This is a genomic window from Nonomuraea sp. NPDC050556, assembly GCF_044457355.1.
Taxonomy (GTDB): domain Bacteria; phylum Actinomycetota; class Actinomycetes; order Streptosporangiales; family Streptosporangiaceae; genus Nonomuraea.
In genome coordinates this window covers 54,267-72,017 of record NZ_JBITGU010000008.1, presented here as the reverse complement: position 1 = coordinate 72,017, position 17,751 = coordinate 54,267, and the positions used below count along the sequence as shown (strand labels likewise).

Annotated in this window: 19 protein-coding genes; 11 read left to right on the top strand and 8 right to left on the bottom strand. The window is 69.7% G+C overall.

Annotated features, from left to right (window positions below; all coding sequences use genetic code 11):
• Positions 1-208: 208 nt before the first annotated feature.
• Entirely contained in the window at positions 209-1,345 is a 1,137-nt protein-coding gene (locus ACIBG8_RS52530) for a hypothetical protein (RefSeq protein ID WP_397350951.1), read from the bottom strand.
• 100 nt (positions 1,346-1,445) lie between these two features.
• On the opposite strand from ACIBG8_RS52530, the gene ACIBG8_RS52525 reads away from it, so the two are divergent.
• The 6 genes from ACIBG8_RS52525 (at position 1,446) to ACIBG8_RS52500 (ending at position 7,386) form a co-directional block, all read left to right on the top strand.
• Positions 1,446-2,375, top strand: a complete 930-nt coding sequence (locus ACIBG8_RS52525; protein WP_397350950.1) for an isopenicillin N synthase family dioxygenase — start codon at positions 1,446-1,448, stop codon at positions 2,373-2,375.
• Positions 2,375-4,252, top strand: a complete 1,878-nt coding sequence (locus ACIBG8_RS52520; RefSeq protein WP_397350949.1) for a serine/threonine-protein kinase — start codon at positions 2,375-2,377, stop codon at positions 4,250-4,252. The genes ACIBG8_RS52525 and ACIBG8_RS52520 overlap by 1 nt, the downstream gene beginning before the upstream one ends.
• A gap of 17 nt (positions 4,253-4,269) precedes the next feature.
• Positions 4,270-4,734, top strand: coding sequence for an Lrp/AsnC family transcriptional regulator (locus ACIBG8_RS52515; protein ID WP_397350948.1), 465 nt, complete (start codon positions 4,270-4,272; stop codon positions 4,732-4,734).
• A 109-nt stretch (positions 4,735-4,843) separates the two neighbouring features.
• Positions 4,844-5,638, top strand: a complete 795-nt coding sequence (ddaH, locus tag ACIBG8_RS52510; protein ID WP_397350947.1) for a dimethylargininase — start codon at positions 4,844-4,846, stop codon at positions 5,636-5,638.
• Positions 5,639-5,640: 2 nt separating this feature from the next.
• Positions 5,641-6,849: an ornithine--oxo-acid transaminase gene (gene rocD / locus ACIBG8_RS52505; RefSeq protein WP_397350946.1), complete on the top strand. Its 1,209-nt coding sequence runs from the start codon at positions 5,641-5,643 to the stop codon at positions 6,847-6,849.
• 51 nt (positions 6,850-6,900) lie between these two features.
• On the top strand, positions 6,901-7,386 hold the full coding sequence (locus ACIBG8_RS52500) for an endonuclease/exonuclease/phosphatase family protein (protein WP_397350945.1): 486 nt from the start codon (positions 6,901-6,903) through the stop codon (positions 7,384-7,386).
• Here the strand turns inward: ACIBG8_RS52500 and ACIBG8_RS52495 are convergent.
• The 4 genes from ACIBG8_RS52495 to ACIBG8_RS52480 all read right to left on the bottom strand — a co-directional run bounded on the left by ACIBG8_RS52495 (position 7,352) and on the right by ACIBG8_RS52480 (position 11,438).
• The gene (locus ACIBG8_RS52495) at positions 7,352-8,551 is read right to left on the bottom strand and encodes a CU044_5270 family protein (protein ID WP_397350944.1); all 1,200 of its coding nucleotides are present in this window, start codon (positions 8,549-8,551) and stop codon (positions 7,352-7,354) included. The two genes, ACIBG8_RS52500 and ACIBG8_RS52495, sit on opposite strands and share 35 nt — an antisense overlap.
• A complete protein-coding gene (locus tag ACIBG8_RS52490) occupies positions 8,544-9,122 on the bottom strand; it encodes an RNA polymerase sigma factor (protein ID WP_397350943.1) in 579 nt (192 codons plus the stop codon). The genes ACIBG8_RS52495 and ACIBG8_RS52490 overlap by 8 nt, the downstream gene beginning before the upstream one ends.
• 68 nt (positions 9,123-9,190) lie before the next feature.
• The gene (locus ACIBG8_RS52485) at positions 9,191-9,895 is read right to left on the bottom strand and encodes a class I SAM-dependent methyltransferase (protein WP_397350942.1); all 705 of its coding nucleotides are present in this window, start codon (positions 9,893-9,895) and stop codon (positions 9,191-9,193) included.
• Positions 9,885-11,438, bottom strand: coding sequence for an alkaline phosphatase D family protein (locus tag ACIBG8_RS52480; protein ID WP_397350941.1), 1,554 nt, complete (start codon positions 11,436-11,438; stop codon positions 9,885-9,887). The genes ACIBG8_RS52485 and ACIBG8_RS52480 overlap by 11 nt, the downstream gene beginning before the upstream one ends.
• A gap of 250 nt (positions 11,439-11,688) precedes the next feature.
• Between ACIBG8_RS52480 and ACIBG8_RS52475 the strand changes: the two genes are divergently transcribed.
• Positions 11,689-12,951, top strand: a complete 1,263-nt coding sequence (locus ACIBG8_RS52475; protein WP_397350940.1) for a Glu/Leu/Phe/Val dehydrogenase — start codon at positions 11,689-11,691, stop codon at positions 12,949-12,951.
• Between the two features lie 61 nt (positions 12,952-13,012).
• Entirely contained in the window at positions 13,013-13,492 is a 480-nt protein-coding gene (locus ACIBG8_RS52470; protein WP_397350939.1) for a cupin domain-containing protein, read from the top strand.
• On the opposite strand, the gene ACIBG8_RS52465 is transcribed toward ACIBG8_RS52470, so the two are convergent.
• Complete coding sequence (locus ACIBG8_RS52465; RefSeq protein WP_397350938.1) at positions 13,489-14,352, bottom strand: haloalkane dehalogenase; 864 nt, start codon at positions 14,350-14,352, stop codon at positions 13,489-13,491. The two genes, ACIBG8_RS52470 and ACIBG8_RS52465, sit on opposite strands and share 4 nt — an antisense overlap.
• A 62-nt stretch (positions 14,353-14,414) precedes the next feature.
• On the opposite strand from ACIBG8_RS52465, the gene ACIBG8_RS52460 reads away from it, so the two are divergent.
• Positions 14,415-14,975, top strand: a complete 561-nt coding sequence (locus ACIBG8_RS52460) for a TetR/AcrR family transcriptional regulator (protein WP_397350937.1) — start codon at positions 14,415-14,417, stop codon at positions 14,973-14,975.
• Here the strand turns inward: ACIBG8_RS52460 and ACIBG8_RS52455 are convergent.
• Complete coding sequence (locus ACIBG8_RS52455) at positions 14,972-15,400, bottom strand: MarR family winged helix-turn-helix transcriptional regulator (protein WP_397350936.1); 429 nt, start codon at positions 15,398-15,400, stop codon at positions 14,972-14,974. The genes ACIBG8_RS52460 and ACIBG8_RS52455 overlap by 4 nt on opposite strands.
• Positions 15,401-15,456: 56 nt before the next feature.
• Between ACIBG8_RS52455 and ACIBG8_RS52450 the strand changes: the two genes are divergently transcribed.
• Complete coding sequence (locus tag ACIBG8_RS52450; RefSeq protein WP_397350935.1) at positions 15,457-16,230, top strand: alpha/beta fold hydrolase; 774 nt, start codon at positions 15,457-15,459, stop codon at positions 16,228-16,230.
• Positions 16,231-16,397: 167 nt separating this feature from the next.
• On the opposite strand, the gene ACIBG8_RS52445 is transcribed toward ACIBG8_RS52450, so the two are convergent.
• A complete protein-coding gene (locus ACIBG8_RS52445) occupies positions 16,398-16,772 on the bottom strand; it encodes a VOC family protein (RefSeq protein WP_397350934.1) in 375 nt (124 codons plus the stop codon).
• Between the two features lie 82 nt (positions 16,773-16,854).
• Between ACIBG8_RS52445 and ACIBG8_RS52440 the strand changes: the two genes are divergently transcribed.
• Positions 16,855-17,343, top strand: a complete 489-nt coding sequence (locus ACIBG8_RS52440; RefSeq protein WP_397350933.1) for a hypothetical protein — start codon at positions 16,855-16,857, stop codon at positions 17,341-17,343.
• Positions 17,344-17,751: the final 408 nt, after the last annotated feature.

Below are 17,751 nucleotides of genomic sequence, written 5' to 3'. Positions count from 1 at the left end.
GTGGATCTGCTGAGGGCGGGGACCCACCTTCCCCATGAAGCCCGACCGCGAACAGGCCATGGGCCGTCGTTGGTCGGTGAGGGTCGTGCGGGAGTGCTCAGGCAAGGGTCCGTCCGCTGCCGCAGTCACGGAGGGACGTCGCCAGAGCCTGCCGCTGGCAGCCAAGGGTGAGCGGCTGGGCGGCATCGCGGTGGGTCGTGGTGCGGGGTCAGCGGACTCGGCGGCCTCTGAGGATGCGTTCTGCCCAGCTCGCCGCCTCCGGGTCGTGCAATCCTTCCACTACGCCGCCCAAATACGCCGTGGCCAGGCTGTCGAAGCCGTTGTCCACCTGCCTCACCAAGCTCGCCCGCCGCCGTTCGCCCGACTGGGCGTACTGGGCGACGCTCTCCGCATACGCCGCGTCCTGCTGGTACACCCCCTGGGCACGCGCACACGTCTCCTGGTCCTGGTCCCTCTTCGCGCGCAGTTCGCGGAGGCGGCGGTCGTTGGGGTTGTGCATGCGTCGGCCCAGGTCGGCGGCGATCAGGGCGGTGGCGATCAGCAGGGCCAGCAACAACACCATCGTGGGGAGCTGGCCCACGCCGGACGAGGTGGGGCCTATGGCCTGGCCGTCCACTACCAAGGGCTTCACCAGGGCGTCTCGGCGCAACACTGCCACCGCGACGATCAAGCCCAGCCACACCAGGGCTACCAGGATCAGCAATACTCGGCCGCGGGCCGAACCGCCGTGTTCCTGCCATCCGCGAAATGCCCTGCCGTACATGTGGGGAGCCACCAGCATGATCAGGGCTGCTCCCGCCGCCAGCAGGGCGGTCATGTAGATGCTGTCGCCCCAGTTCAGGATCACCTGGTAAAGGATCGGGACCTCGACGATCAGCAGCAGGAGCAACAGCAACGCCGCCGGGAGCCATCTGCGGACCAACGGCCACCGGCTGCCGGACAGGGCTATCGAGCTGGGACGGCCGTCGCCGGGGCGTTTGGAGGGGAGCTCCAGCTCCGTGACCCGGCGCTGCGAGTCGTCCAGTGTCTTGCGTGCCTCGGCGAAGGCTCGTTGCGACTCGGCCAGCTTGATCTTCTGGGATTCGAACTCGGCCCGCGCCCGCGACGTCTCCCTGGCGGTCGCGTCGTCGATCTGGGCCAGTTCTGCCAGCCGTTCGTCCTCCAGCTCGTGGAAGCGTGGCACGCTGCCCGTCTCGAGGGTGAGGGTGTCGATGTGCCCCTCACTGGCGTGCGCACGGCCCAGGTCGCGCTCCGCCGTACGGCGGGCCGTCCAGTCGGGCAGGTGGTAGAGGTCGCCGTCGTAGGAAACGGCGGGAGCGATGCGGGTGACCTCACCCGCGTCCACTGACCGGACGGGTCGTGAGGGTCGAGAGAAGAAGCGCATCTGGCCTCCAGGGGTCCCTGGATTTCGATGCTAATCGCCAGATATGCGGAACAATGGGCCCGTGAGCGAATTGCCGGTGATCGATATAGCCGCAGCCGACAGCCACGAGGCGATCGGGAGGGCCTGCCGCGACAGCGGGTTCTTCTACGTCAGCGGCCACGGCGTGCCATCAGAGCTGATCACCGAGCTCGACACGGCCGCCAGGGCGTTCTTCGAGCTGCCGCTGGAGCGGAAGAACGCGATCTCCATGGAGCGCGGCGGCCGCGCCTGGCGCGGGTTCTTCCCGGTGGGCGGCGAGCTCACCTCGGGCAGGCCCGACCTCAAGGAAGGCGTCTACTTCGGCGCGGAAGGGCCGCCGAGCGACCTGCCGCTGCACGGGCCCAACCTGTTCCCCGAGGAAGTGCCCGAGCTCAAGACCGCTGTCCTGAAATATCTGGACCTGATGGCGGCGGTCGCCCAGCGAATCATGCGAAAGATCGCCCTCAGTCTCGGGCTCGACGAAGGCTACTTCGCCGACAGCTACACCAAGGATCCGACGATCCTGTTCCGGATCTTCCACTACCCGCCCGCGCCTCCGGACGACGACGGCTGGGGCGTCGGCGAGCACACCGACTACGGCCTGCTCACCCTCCTCCTCCAGGACGGCAACGGCGGCCTGCAGGTCCACACCAAGGACGGCTGGATCGACGCGCCGCCGATCGAGGGCACGTTCGTCTGCAACATCGGCGACATGCTCGACAAGCTCACCGGCGGCCTCTACCGCTCCACGCCCCACCGGGTGCGCAACCTCAGCGGCAACGAACGGCTGAGCTTCCCGTTCTTCTTCGACCCCGGCTGGCACGACGAGGTGCCCGCCCTGCCGTACTCGGAAGGCGGCAGGGAGCGCTGGGACGGCCAGGACCTGCGCGCCTTCACCGGCACCTACGGCGACTACCTCCTGGGCAAGGTCTCCAAGGTCTTCCCGCAGCTGCGCGCGGAGGTCATCGACTGATGCGCCCCCTGCGGCCGGGAGAACCCCCGCAGATCAGCCACTACCGCCTCACCGGAGCCCTGGGCACCGGCGGGCAGGGCACGGTCTACCAGGGGGTCGCGCCCGACGGCCGCAAGGTGGCGGTCAAGCTCCTGCACGCCCGCCTGGCCGACGATCCGCGCGCGCACCGCCGGTTCGTGGCCGAGGCGGAGGCCGCCCGCAGGGTCGCCCTCTTCTGTACGGCGAGCGTCCTGGACGTAGGAGTCTTCCACGACCAGCCCTACCTGGTGAGCGAGTTCGTCGAAGGCGAAACCCTCGCCGCCCTGGTGCAGACCCAGGGTCCGCGCGCGGGCGGCGGCCTCGACCGCCTCGCGATCGCGACGCTGACCGCGCTGGCGGCGATCCACCGGGCGGGCATCGTGCACCGCGACTTCAAGCCGGGCAACGTGCTGATGGGCCGGGAGGGTCCGGTCGTCATCGACTTCGGCATCGCCAAGGCGCTGGACGCCACGGGCACGGCCACGTCGGCTTCGCTGGGCACGCCCGCTTACATGTCGCCGGAGCAGGCCGGCGGGCAGCCGGTGGGGCCCGCGTCCGACGTGTTCAGCTGGGCGGGCACGATGGTGTTCGCGGCGACGGGGCATCCGGCCTTCACGGCGGGTACGGTGCCCGCGCTCTTACACAGCGTCCTGAGCGGCGAGCCCGACCTGCGCGGGCTGCCTGGCGCGTGGGTCGAGCCGATCGCCGCGTGCCTGGCCAAGGACCCAGCGGCCCGCCCGACGGCGGCGCAGCTCCTGGACCGCCTGACCGGCGGCGAGGCGGAGCGCACGATTCCCGGCGGACGCAGGCGAGTCAACCGGCGGGTCCTCATCCTGGGTACGGCTGCCGCCGCGGTGGCGGGCGCCTCGGCCTTCGCCGTACTCCGCACAAAGGAAACGAAAAATCCGGAAAAACCGACCCCTACCGCGATCAGCAAGGCCACCCCAACCCCCTCCCCCACCCACGAGTTCGGCGATCCGGTCGGTGAGCTGATCGACCTGGGTGGCGAGGCCACCTACAAGCTGGCCCTCTCGGGCCTTCTGGCGATCACCGGTTCGAGCAGAGGCGCCCTGGCCATCTGGGACCTGACGACAGGAGAGCTGAGGAAACGCCTCCTCGCCAAGGGCTCCCCCGTGACCGCGCTGGCCGCCGACAGGACCACGCTCGCCTCGGCCCACGCCGACGGCCGCATCCGCATCTGGGACCTGGGCACGGGCGCGAACAGCGCCACCCACCGCGCCTCCGCCCCCGTCTTCTGGATGACGCTCACCACCGCGGTCTCGCAGAACTACGACGGCCTCAAGGACCTGTACGGCACCGTACGGTTCTGGAACCCGCTCACCGGCAAGCCCGTCGGCCCCCAGAACACCGTCCACTGGCAGGGCGCCGACGACGTGGCCTTCGGGCCGGGGATCGCCGTCACCGGCGACGGCGCGGAGAAACTGCGCGTCTGGGACCTCGAGACGGCCACCGTCACCAGGACGATCCCCACCGGCGAGATCGGCGGCATCGAGCACGTCGCCTACGCCGTCCTCGGCGGAAAGCCGGTCGCCGTCACCACGCACGTCGACGCCACCCTGCGCGTCTACGACCTGAAGACCGGCAAACGCAGGGGCAGGTGGCAGTTCAGCGACCGCAGCCCCGACGACCGAGGGACGAGCGCGCTGATCACCAGCGGTTCCACGGCGATCACCGCGCACGACGCGTCGGGAGAGGTCCGCGTCTGGAACCTGCGTGACGGCCAGGACGCCGGGCGCATCACCGGCTTCCAGGGCCGGGTCACCGCCCTCGCGGCGACCGAGCGCGTGATCGTCGTGGCCACGGACGCGGGCAAGCTCGACATCCGTAGCCTCGGCTAGGCGGTATACCTGACTTCGTGGAACTGGACCGCCTGGATCGTGACATCATCGCCGCCCTCGTCGAGGATGCGCGCACCACATATGCCGAGATCGGCCAGCAGGTGGGCCTGAGCGCCTCCGCCGTCAAGCGCCGCGTCGACCGTCTCAGGGACGTCGGCGCGATCACCGGTTTCAGCGCCAGGGTCGCCCCCCAGGCGCTCGGCTGGACCACCGAGGCGTACGTCGAGCTGTTCTGCGCCGGAAAGACCAAGCCGTCCGACATCGCGATAGCCGTCGCCCGCTACCCCGAGGTGGTCGCCGCGGCGACCATCACCGGCGAGGCGGACGCGCTGCTGCACATCCGCGCGACCGACGTCAGGCACGTGGAACGGGTGATCGAGCGCATCGCCGCCGAGGCCTTCGTGGTCCGTACGAAGAGCTCCATCGTGCTCTCCCGGCTCGTCGAACCGGAGACGCGCAACGGATCGCCACTGAGCGCCTGAGACGCGCAACAGACCTGCGCCTACACGCAAGACAAGGCGCTTGGCCTGCGTAAATGCTGTTTCTACGCTTACTCCGTCCCCTCACATGCATATGACGACGGAGCACTGCATGCCCAAGCACTACCTGATGTGCCGTCCCGAGCACTTCACGGTCGAGTACGCCATCAACCCGTGGATGGACCCGGAGGCGGGCGCCGACCGCGACGTCGCGGTCCGGCAGTGGGAGGGGCTCAAGGCGGCTTACGAGGAGCTCGGGCACGAGGTGAGCCTGATCGACCCGATCGAGGGCCTGCCCGACATGGTCTTCGCCGCCAACGGCGCGCTGGTGGTCGGCGGGCGCGTCTACGGCGCCCGCTTCGCCTTCCCCGAGCGGGCCGCCGAAGGCCCCGCCTACCTGCGGTGGTTCGCCGAGAACGGCTACGCCACCAAGGAGGCGACGCTCACCAACGAGGGCGAGGGCGACTTCCTCACCCTCGACGAGGTCATCCTGGCCGGTACCGGTTTCCGCACCGATGTGGCGGCCCACATGGAGGCGCAGGAGTTCCTCGGCCTCCCGGTGATCAGCCTCAAGCTGGTCGACCCGCGTTTCTACCACCTCGACACGGCACTTTTCCCGCTCGACGGGCGGAATATCGCCTACTACCCCGGAGCGTTCTCCAAGGGGAGCCAGGAGGTGCTGCGCCGGATGTTCCCGGACGCGGTGCTCGCGAGCGCCGAGGACGCCGCCGTTCTCGGACTCAACGCGGTCAGCGACGGCCGCAGCGTCGTGATCAATTCCGAGGCCGCAGACCTCCAGCTGGAGCTGAAGCGCCGCGGCTACGAGGTCATCCCGGTGGAACTGTCGGAGCTGCGTAAAGCAGGCGGCGGGCCCAAGTGCTGCACACTGGAAATCAGGGGGGAATAACCATGAGCACCAGCCAAGAGCTGATCGAAGTAAGCGAGCGCCGCAGCGCGCACAACTACCACCCGCTGCCCGTGGTCATCCACGAGGCGCACGGCGCGTGGGTGACCGACGTCGAGGGCAAGCGGTACCTGGACTTCCTGTCCGGCTACTCCAGCCTCAACTTCGGCCACGGCAACCCGAAGATCATCGAGGCGGCGCAGGAGCAGTTGCGCAACCTCACGCTGACCAGCCGGGCGTTCTACCACGACCAGTTCGCGCAGTTCTGCGCCGGGCTGGGCGACCTGACCGGCAAGGACATGATCCTGCCGATGAACACCGGCGCCGAGGCCGTCGAGACGGCGGTCAAGGTCGCGCGCAAGTGGGGCTACGAGGTCAAGGGCGTCGCGCCGGAGCAGGCCAACATCATCGTGATGGAGGACAACTTCCACGGCCGCACCACCACGATCATCAGCTTCTCCACCGACCCGGACGCCCGGGACAACTTCGGCCCGTACACGCCGGGCTTCAAGATCGTGAAGTACGGCTCAGCCGAGGCGATCCGCGAGGCCATCGACGCCAACACCGTCGCGGTGCTGGTCGAGCCCATCCAGGGCGAGGCGGGCGTCCTGGTGCCGCCGGACGGGTACCTGACCCAGGTGCGCGAGCTCTGCACGGAGAACAACGTGCTGATGATCGCCGACGAGATCCAGTCGGGTCTCGGCCGCACGGGCAAGACCTTCGCCTGCGACCACGAGGGTGTCGTGCCCGACATCTACGTCATGGGCAAGGCGCTCGGCGGCGGCGTGGTCCCGGTCTCCGCGATCGCGGCGAACGAGGACGTCCTGGGCGTCATCAAGCCGGGCCAGCACGGCTCCACGTTCGGCGGCAACCCGCTGGCCTGCGCCGTCGGCAACGCGGTGATCGAGATCCTGAACACCGGCGAGTTCCAGGAGCGCGCCACCAGGCTCGGCGAGGTCCTGCACGCCAGGCTCGGCGAGATGATCGGCAAGGGCGTCATCACGGTGCGCGGGCGCGGCCTGTGGGCGGGCGTCGACATCGACCCGTCGCTGGCCACCGGGCGCGAGGTGTCCAAGGCGCTGATGGCCCGCGGCGTCCTGGCCAAGGACACGCACGGCTCCACGATCAGGCTCGCCCCGCCGATCGTGATCTCGGAGGAGGACCTCCTCTGGGCGGTCGAGCAGCTGGCGGACGCGATCGCGTCCTTCCAGTAGAAAGATGAGTACGGCTCGCGCTCTGCGTGGCGCGAGCCGTACCCTGTCGTGATGATCACGGGCATGGCCTTCAACATCGCGCAGGCCGTCGGCCAGGACAACGTCGAGGACCTCGACCGCATCGCCGCCCTCATCGAGGGGGCCGACGTGGTCGGCCTGCCGCGCACCCCCAACGGCTACCGCGAGCTGCTCGAAGCGCACACCGCCGGGCTCACCGTCTTCGTGACCCACCCGACCGCCGAGGAGCCGCACCTGCGCGCGCCCCAGCTCGACGCCGTCAGGGCTGTCGTCGGCGACCCGCGTACGCCGACGATCCTCATGGGCGACCTCAACGAGCCCGCCTCCACCTGCGGGCTGACCGACGCGGCAGCCGGTCCCACGTACCCGTCCGAGGCGCCTGTGGAGCGCCTCGACTACGTGCTGGCAGGCGGCGGGTTGGAGGTGGTCGAGGCGCGCATCGTGGCCACTGACGCCTCTGACCACCTCCCGCTCATGGTGACCCTCAGCCCGTCGGAGTGGGCGTCACCGTCTTGGTGATCGTCGCCTCCGGCCTGAGCGTCGAGGAGACCGTGAACTCGTCGCTGGGCGGGGCCGAGCCGGTCGGCGTCGGGGTCGGGGCGACGGAGTCGGTCGGAGCGGCGGAGTCGCTCGGGGACGGGCCGGTCGGCATGGGGGTCGGGGCGTTGGTGGGCTGCTGGGTGGCCATCTCGCAGCTGCCGTCCTTGTCGGCGTCCTCCACCTCGGGCAGCGCGTCCACCACGGTCACCTTGAGCTGCGCCGTCAGCGCCATCACGCTGCCGACCGGCGCCTGCGCCTTGGCCGCGTCCACGACCGTGCCGCGCTCGCCGAGGAACGTGTAGGTCTCGGGGTCGAAGATCCACTGCGCCAGCTGCCCCGTCTCGGACACCCGGCCCAGGGCCATCCCCTTACGCCCGGCCGAGTCCTCGACGCCCTCGGCCACCTCGACGCCCGGGATCGTCTTCACCGCCTCCACCAGCGCTTTGCGCTGGGCCAGCGGCAGGTAGGTCTCCCTGACCATGTCGCCGAACGCCGTGAACGCCTCCTGGTCCGGCGAGATGTCCTTCCCTTCAGGCGCGGGCTTGTAAAGGCGCTTCTTCATCTCCTCGGCGTCGGTGGGCAGCGTGCTGAGGTAGGCGTAGTCGTTGCGGAAGGCGTCGGACGTCCCGGGGCAGTGCCCGTCGATCTCCATCCACGAACCGCCCTGCCAGTCCTTGGCGCTCTCCGGCAGGGGGTTGCCCGGCCACTCCTTCGGCGAGCGTCCCTCGATCCACAGCAGGCCCTGCCTGTTGCCGTCGACGGGCCGGTAGAACTTGCGGTAGGTGCGGTAGAGGTAGCGCCCGTCCCCCTCCGAGGTGAACATCGTCTCGGACTCGACCAGCAGGTACTGGTCGGGCCGGGGCGTCAGCTCGGGAAAGGTCAGCTGCGGCTCGACGGAGACGCTGGCGGAACCCACGCTTCCCTGGGAACCCGACCCGGAGGTCAGCGCCACGCTGACCCCGCCCACCAGGACGACGGTCAGCGCGAACGCCCCCGCCACCTGCAGGGTGAAGCGCGGGAGGCGAAACCCACCACGGCCCTGCGTCTCGCGGACGAGCCGCCGCCGCGCCTCCTGCCTGGCCTCTTCCCGGTACGGCGGAGCAGACGGGCGCCCCTCTGCGAACATCCGGATCTCGTCATCCATGGGTGGGCTCCTCCTTGAACGGGTCGATGCCGCCGAGCGCCCGGCGAACCTTGGCACGCAGCCGGTGCAGCCTGGACCTGACGGTGCCCACGGGAATGCCGAGCGCGACGGCCGCGTCCTCGTAGGTCAGGTCGGCCCAGGCCAGCAGGAGCAGCAGGTCGCGCTCTGCGGCGGAAAGCTTGGTCAGCGCCTTGGCCAGGCGCGGCTGGAGCTGCTCCGCCGTCACGCGGTCGGCGCTGCGCTCGTCGAACGAGCCGGGCCGGTCCACCGTGACCTTGGCCATGGCCTGCGTGCGCCGCCGCTCGGCGCGCCGGTGCTGCGCCACGACGTTGGTGGCGATGCCGTACAGCCAGGGTCTGGCGTCGGATCGCGAGCGGTCGTAGCGGGCGCGGGAACGGAAGGCGACGAGGAAGACCTCGGCCGTCACGTCCTCCGCCAGCTCCGGGCCCAGCCTGCGGGCCGCGTATCGGTGGACCTCGTCCGCGTGCCTGTCGAACAGGGACGCGAACAGCTCGGGATCGCCGACCGAGTTGCCGATCAGCGTCGAGTCATCCATCGTGAGGGTCACCACGAACGGGTCCTCTCGGGGGTTTCATGCGGTCACCCTGTACTTGGCCGCATGATCGGACCCGGTTCCCACTATTTCCCGCGGCGCCACGCGTACAGCGGCTCGGGCGCGTCGGCCTGGTCGAATCCCGCCGCGTTCAGCTCCTTGCGCAGCTGCTCCAGGGAGACCCGGTAGCCGCGCCCCGTCTCGCTCGTCTCGCTGATCACCCGGTCGCCCTGGGTGACCCGGTAGACCCAGCGCGCCGTGGTGTCGTCGAGGATCTCGCTCCACATCTCGTAGGTGTGCCTGCCCACCTGCGAGGAGAGGTCCAGCCTCAGGGGCCTTTCGACGAGCGGCGGCCGCTCGCGCCAGTTGAACACCAGCAGCCCGCCAGGCTCGACCTTCTCCCCCAGGAGCTCCCAGAGCCCGACCCGCTCAGAAGGCGTGAAGTGGTACAGCACCGCGATCATCACCACGGCCTCGACCTGCTCGTCCAGGTCGAGGTCCAGGGCTCCATACGGGAGTACGGTCACCCGGGGCAGCAGGTCGCGCCGCTCGGCCAGCCGGGAGAGCAGCACGTTGCGCATGCCGTCCGACGGTTCGAGCGCGAACACCTCGCCGGGAACGGCGTCGGCGATCGTCAGGGTGATCAGCCCGGTGCCCGCGCCGATCTCCAGGACGCTCCGCCGTACGCCGGACAGGAGGGCGGGCAGCGCGGCGCGGACCTCGGGCACGTGCCCGTCCTCGTGCCAGAGGTCGTAGAAGCCCACGGAAGCGGTGTAGCGGTCATTCGTCATGCGTCAGTTGTACAGACTCGATGCGGTTCAACATGGGCTTGCCCGGCTCGGCGCTCGACGCCTCCCACCAGCTCACCTCGTCGGGCAGCCGCAGCACGGCGATCGCGTTCTGGAACCACGGGCCCCTGGTCACCCGCCACTTCAGCGGCGGCCTGGGGATGCGGGCCAGCCGCGCCAGGAAGCTGCCGACCAGCGTCGCCAGCCCGAACTGGGTGAACACGTTGGCCAGGCGCAGCGTACGGCTGAGCGGGTTGCGTATCGGCGAGCAGACGAGCTGGAAGATCTTCCCGGCCCGCGCCACGTAGGAGAAGTGCACGTCGCCGGAGAGGATCATCACCGGCTTGTCGGCTTCCTTCAGCAGGTGCGCCATGGCGTCGAACGAGCGGCGGAACGCGGCCCAGTGCTCCAGGTCGAAGGCCTGCCTGAACGCCTCGGACAGCCGGGCCACCGTACGGCCCCACTTGCCGTCGCACAGGGCCTCGCTCCAGTTCTGCACGTGGTGCACGCCCTCGGGCAGCATGTACGGGATCGACGAGCCGATCACCAGCCGCGCTGAGGGCGCCCTGACCTGCTCCTCCAGCCACGCCCACTCCCCCGCGTCGAGCATGCGCCGGTTGCCTGGCGTCAGGTCGCGCGCGCACCGGGTGTCCACCATGATCAGCCTGGTGTCGCCCAGCTCGCGCGAGTAGCTCCACCTGTTGCTGCTCGGCTCGGCGTCGGCCCGCTCGGCGAAGGCGTCGAGCGCCTCGGCGCCGCCGCCCTTGACCAGCTCGGCCAGCAGCGGGTCGCTCGCCCGCTCGGCCGGCGACAGGTTGCCCAGGTGCTGGTAGACCCAGTAGGCGCCGAGACCGGCGATCACCCGGCGCTTCCACCAGGAGGTCTTGGCCATCTTCCTGCGCCACGTCATGGAGGTGTTCCAGTCGTCGCGCAGGTCGTGGTCGTCGAAGATCATCGCGGTGGGCACCGTGGACAGCAGCCAGCGGATCTCCGGGTCGGTCCACGCCCTGCGATAGAGCTCGGCGTACTCCTCGAAGTCGGCGATCTCCTTCTGCGGCTCGGTGTCCCTGCGCGCCTGGATGTACTCCAGCATCTCGGGCGAGGGGCTGTCGGCGTAGACCTGGTCGCCCAGGAGCAGCAGCAGGTCGGGCCACTCCTCGTCGGCGGCGAACGCCAGGTGGTTGCCGAAGGCCCGCAGCACGTCCTCGCCGTGCGTGCGCACGTGCGCCGCGTCGTGGGGCACGCTCGTACGGCAGGAGCCGAACGCCATGCGCTTGACCCCCTCGGGCGGGATCAGCCTGATCCGGCTGGGTTCCGCCCCGGCCAGCGGCCAGACCTCGGTGTCGTCCAGCAGGACGCTGTAGGACGCGACGTCCTCGGTCAGGTCGAGCAGGTCGACGACGGCGTAGTGGTGGCCGTGCACGGTGAACGTGGGCGACGTGCGCCCCTCGATCGTGACCTGGCACGGCTGGCTGGTCTCCACCCAGATCGACGCGCTGGCGGAGTCGACGTAGCGCAGCATCGGACCGATCACGAGCTCGGACATGCTTCCCCCAGGTGCGACAGTTCGGCACAGTCCCAAATTTCAGCGTGCCAGAGTGGCACGTTCCCAGTCCCGCGATCACCGGCTTGGATTGATGACAACAGATCAGCCGTTGAGCAGCAAGAGACGCAACGAGTCGCTCTATACAACGCCAAACACCCCGCTCTAGGCTGATCCCGACAGAACGCCCATAAAGGTAAGGCAATGGCGCCTTCCCGTTTTTAGGGCGTCCATAACAGGAGGATCCTCTTCCATGACCGTCATGGTGCCGTCAAGGACGCCGGCCCTGATCACCCCTGGCCGCCAGGCCCTCGATTCCGCCCTCTTCCAACTCGACCAGGCAGCCGCGCAGCTCGGCCTCGACGACGGCCTGCGCACGATGCTCGCCACTCCGCGCCGCTCCCTCACCGTATCGGTGCCCGTGCGCCGCGAGGACGGCCGCATGGACGTCGTCCAGGGCTTCCGTGTCCAGCACAACGTCTCGCGCGGCCCCGCCAAGGGCGGTATCCGGTTTCATCCCGGCACGGACATCTACGAGGTCACCGCGCTGGCCATGTGGATGACGTGGAAGTGCGCGCTGGTCGGCATCCCGTACGGCGGCGCCAAGGGCGGCGTCTCCGTGGACCCGACCGCGCTGACCACCCGCGAGCTCGAACGGCTCACCAGGCGCTACGTCAACGAGATCCTGCCGCTGATCGGCCCGGAGAAGGACATCCCGGCCCCCGACGTCGGCACCGACGAGCAGACCATGGCCTGGATCATGGACACCTACAGCGTCAACGCCGGTTACTCGGTGCCCGGCGTGGTCACCGGCAAGCCGATGACGCTGGGCGGCTCGCTGGGCAGGGCCGGGGCCACCTCGCGCGGCGTGCAGATCGCCGCGCTGTCCGCGCTCGGCCGCTCCCCCGACGGGGTCACGGTCGCCGTGCAGGGCTTCGGCAAGGTCGGCGCGCTGGCGGCGCAGTACCTGTCCGACGCCGGGTGCAAGGTCGTGGCGGTCTCCGACGTGTCCGGGGCGGTGTACAACGCCAACGGCCTCGACGTGGCCGAGCTGCGCGCCAACGGCATCGCCGCCTACCGCGACGCCGACGCGCTCGGCCTGGACGAGCTGCTGGAGCTGGACGTGGACATCCTCGTCCCGGCAGCCCTCGAAGGCGCGATCACGCTGGAGAACGCGCCGAGGATCAGGGCGCGCCTCATCGTCGAGGGCGCCAACGGGCCGACCACGCCCGAGGCGGACGAGATCCTGACCGACGCGGGCACCACGATCGTGCCCGACATCCTGGCCAACGCCGGCGGGGTGATCGTGTCGTACCTGGAGTGGGTGCAGAACATGCAGGCCTACTCCTGGAGCGCCAACGAGGTCGAGGTCAAGCTGCGCGACCTCATGGAGGGCGCCTTCGGCGAGGTGAAGTCGACGGCGGCGGAGCGCGGCATCACGCTGCGCCAGGCGGCCCACGTCATCGGCGTCGGCCGCGTGGCCGAGGCCCACCAGATGCGCGGGCTCTACCCCTGACCCTCACCGCTGGGGCGGGCCGTCCAGGGTCGCTCCAGCGGCAGGTGAGAGACTCGCGAGCATGACATATCCAGAGCCACGCTATTTCGGCGACAAGGGTGAGACCAGCGCGACCTACCGGCCCAACGGGCAGGAGCACGAACTGGTCTACCCCAGCGGCAACACCGCCGACTACCTGGCGACGGGCGCCTCGACCGGGGGCCTGTTCGGGTTGTACCGCTGGAACATGGGCCCGGGGCCGACCGGCCCCGGGCCGCATTTCCACCGGACGCTCACCGAGTCCTTCTACGTGCTCCTCGGGACCGTGAAGATCTTCAACGGCGACGAGTGGATCGACTGCACGCCGGGTGACTGGGTGCACGTCCCGATCGGCGGCGTGCACGGTTTCCGCAACGAGTCCGGCGAACCCGCCTCGATGCTCATCCACTTCGCTCCCGGAGCCCCGCGTGAGGGCTATTTCGAGGGGATCACCGAGATGGCGTCGATGAGCGACGAGGAGAAGACCGACTTCTACCTGCGTCACGACAACCACTGGGTCTAGATCAGCCCGTGCCTGGCCGTCCAGGCGGTGATGGCCTGCGCGATGGCGAGGGGGTGGTCCTCGGGCGTGTGGTGCCCGGCCACCTCCGCCGACCGCTCGATCTCCAGGCTCGCCATGTTGGCCGCGCACCAGGCGACGAGCTCGGCGGTCATCATCGCGCCGACGCCCGGCTCGAAGGCGAGCAGGAGCTTGGGCACCTCGGGGCTGTTCGCCAGCCACGTGTCGTACGCCTCCACCCGTGACACCACGTCGGCCGGCTCGCCGCCCAGCGGCATGGAGCGGGGCCACTTCAGCAGCGGCACCCTGCTCTCCCGCGTGGGGTACGGCCGACGGTAGGCGTCGAGGTCGGCGGGGTCGAGCGGACGGACCACGGTGGCGGGCAGCCCCTGTTCCACGAAGGCGTTCTCGTCGAGGATCATCGCCTCGCCGACCCCTTCCGTCTTGATCGCCCTGAACAGCTCACGGCCGCCTTCGGGGAACTCCTCCCAGGTCATCGGCTTGACGATGGTCTCGGTGAACGCGATGCCGCGCACCCTGCCCGGGTGGCGCGAGGCCCAGTCGAAGGCGAGCGCGCCGCCCCAGTCGTGCCCCACCAGGACGACGCCGTCCAGGTCGAGCGCGTCGAACCAGGCGTCGAGGTAGCGGGCGTGGTCGGCGAAGGTGTAGTCGATAGCGGGCTTGCCGGACTCGCCCATGCCGATCAGGTCGGGGGCCAGCTTCCTCGTCCGGCCGCCGACGGCGGGCATGACGTTACGCCACAGGTAGGAGGAGGTGGGGTTGCCGTGCAGGAACACGATCGGCGCTCCGGCGCCGAGCTCACGGTAGGAGATCTTCGAGTCGAGCGTGCTGACGAGGGGCATGTCAGGTCCTTGCGGTTGAGTTAGTTGGCTGACTGAATCGACCATAGCCTATAATCAGTCAGGTGACTAACTCGCGAGGGGGAAAGCGGGAGAGGCTGGCGAGCGCGGCCGCCCGGGTCCTGCACGAGCAGGGCGTGGAGAAGACGACGCTCGCCGACATCGCCCGCGCGGCCGACGTGCCCGTCGGCAACGTGTACTACTACTTCAAGACCAAGGACCAACTGGTCGAGGCGGCCATCGACGCGCAGGACAGCGACCTGCGCACGATGATCGAGGCGCTCGAGGCGATGCCAGACCCGCGGGAGCGGCTCAAGACGATGGTCGGCGGATGGGTGGACCAGCGCGACCTGGCCGCCCGTTACGGCTGCCCCACCGGGACGCTCGCGGCCGAGCTCGACAAGCGCGCCGACGGGCTGGACGAGCGGATCGGCGCGGTGATCAGGACGTTCCTCGACTGGATGGAGCGGCAGTTCAAGGAGATGGGCCGCGACGACGCCCGCGAGCTGGCCGTCGCGCTGCTCGCCGCCTACCAGGGCATCTCGGTGCTCACCAACGCGCTGCGCGACCCGGAGCTGATGGTGATGGAGGGCCGCCGCCTTACGGCATGGCTGGACACGCTCTAGGTCGCGAGCTCTGCCGCCAGCCGTTCCAGGAGGGCCACGATCCTGGCGACGCGGGCGGGGTCCTCGGTGTCGAGGGCCTTGCCGAGGGCGTCGTCGATCGTGGCGGCGCGCACCTCGGCGACCCGTCCCGACACCTCGGGCGCCTGGGTGATGACGGTGCGGCGGCGGTCCTTGGGATCGGTCTCCGTCACGATCGAGCCCGCCGTACGCAGCCTGGCGACCGCGGCGGAGACGGCGCTCTGCGGCAGCCCGGTGCGCGCGGTGATCTCGCCGACGGTCGTGGCGGGATGGTCGCGGACGTCGCCCGCCACGACGAGCACCGTGCGGACGCTGGTGGAGTGGTCGCCGATGCCCTCGGTCGGCATCGCCTCCTCACCGATCTTCATGAGCGTACGGCCCAGCAGGAAGAGCTCTACTCCGTTCATGCTCTCCAAGATACATCAGACTTGATGCATCAAAAATGATGGGTTATGGTGTTCCCATGATTCATTACGAAATGCGTGGAAATGGTCCCCTCCTGCTGATCTCCGAGAGCGGTGAGGGGGACGCCGGGCGGAGTATCGACATGGCGACCGTGCTCGCCGAGACCCACACCGTGGTCACCTACGACCGGCGCGGTTTGTCCCGCAGCGTTTCCTCCGGCGGGGTCGGCATCGCCGAGCACGCCGAGGACGTCCGCGAGCTGCTCGACCACCTCGGGCGCGGGCCTGCCGTCATGGTGGGGTGCAGCATGGGGGCCGTGATCGGGCTGCACGTCGCCGCGTCGCACCCCGGGCTGGTTTCCACGTTGGTGGCGCACGAGCCGGTGGCGCCTTGGCTGCTGGACTCGGGGGACGCGCATCGGGAGCAGCTCGGGTCGTTGCGTGAGCTGTACCGGGAGGCGGGGCTGGCCGGGGCGATCCGGCCCATCGCGGCCAGCCTCGGGATCGTGCCCGGTGGGGACGACGCGGAGACCGGGCTCACGCCGCAGCCGATGACGCCGCAGCGGGAGGCGAACTTCGCCTATTTCATCGAGCACGACTTCACCGCTGTGCAGCAGGACGAGCTTGACGTGTCACTGCTCAAGGCGAGTGGCACGCGCATCGTCCCGGCTGTCGGCCGTACGACGCCCAAGGACGTGTACGTCTACCGCGAGACGCTCGCCCTCGCCGAGGTGCTGGGCGCTCCGGTGGTGGAGTTTCCCGGCGGGCACAACGGCAACCTCACCCACCCCCGCGCCTTCGCCGCCCAGATCCTCGCCACCCTAACCGCCTGACGCCCCACCCAAGACCCCTGGCCTCCTCAGGCCCTCATCGCATTCCCTCCGGCTCTCCCCCTCCTCCGGCTCTCTCAAAAGGAGGGCCACCCTCAGAAGAGGGTTGCTCTCAGAGGAGGGTCGCCTTCAGAAGAGTTGCCCTTCATGAAGGGGCGCTCGGGCCTCGGTCACCGCGAGTACGGCTGGGTGATGACCTCCATGTTGTGCCCGTTGGGGTCGTCGAAGTAGAACCCGCGCCCGCCGTACAGATGGTTGATCTCGCCCGCCTTGTTGTGCCCCGGGTCGGCCCAGAAGGCGAGCCCCCGCTCGCGCACCCGCGCGAAGATCTCGTCGAACTCCTGGTCCGTGACGATGAAGCAGTAGTGGTGCCACCCGAAATCGTCACTGACCATGAAGTCGAGCGTCACCCCGTTGGCGGTCTGCACCGGGACGAACGGCCCCCACACGGGCTCGGCCTCCAGCCCCAGGATCGAGGCCAGGAACTCGGCCGACGCCTGGTTGTCCCGGCACGGCACGATGGTGTGGTTCAGGTCGACGGACATCGCGTCCTCCTCACCGAGGGCTCCCTGCGGTGAACCTTTCCCACCTCGCCGACATCCAAGCTTTGGACAGAGGGAGGACGAAATGACGATCAAGAGAATGGCCGCTTTGGTAGCCGGTGCGGCACTGCTGGTGTCCGTGGCGCCCGCGGGGGCGCAGGCGCAGGCCCGGACGTCGCTGGGGCCGTACGGGTACGGGAGCGTGAAGCTCGGGATGAGCGCGAAGGACGCCAAGGCCACGGGGAAGATCTCGCTCAAGATGAAGGGCCAGTGCTCGGGCTGGGACCTCAAGGCGCACCCGACGGGGCGGGACAGCGTGGGGGTGTACATCTCGAAGAACGTGGGGGTGGCGCTGATCTTCGCCCAGAAGGGGATGAAGACGCCTGAGGGGATCGGGCTGGGGTCGACGAAGAAGCAGCTCAAGGCGGCGTATCCGCACCTCAAGACGGCGGCCAGCGGGTACCCGTACACGGAGGTGCCGGGGAACAAGAAGGCTTATTACTCGTTCTTGCTGAGCAAGGGCAAGGTCTACGAACTCGCCCTCGGCCTCACCACCCAGGACTGCGTCAACTAACCACCCCCACGACTCCCGGGGGCGTGGGGGCCCGGGGTCGTGGGGGCCCGGGGTCGTGGGGGCCCGGGGTCGTGGGGCCCGGGAGTCGCGGGGGGTCGTGGGGGCCCGGGGTCGTGGGGCCCGGGAGTCGCGGGGGGGTCGTGGGGCTCGGGGGTCGTGGGGCTCGGGGGTCGTGGGGGCTCGGGATCGTGGGGGCCCTGGGGCTCGGGATCCGCAGTGTCACGGGCACGGAGGTGCGGGCGCCGGAGTCATGTGGGCGTCGAGTAGGACGTGAGCGAGCGGTGCCCCGAGGGCCCTGGCCGGGAGCTCGGGCCGGGAGCTCGGGCCGGGGGCTCGGCGTCGCGGGGGCGGGGTCCCGCCCATCGGGAGGTTCTGTTCAAGGCCCCCGCCGAGGGAGTCTTAGTGGGG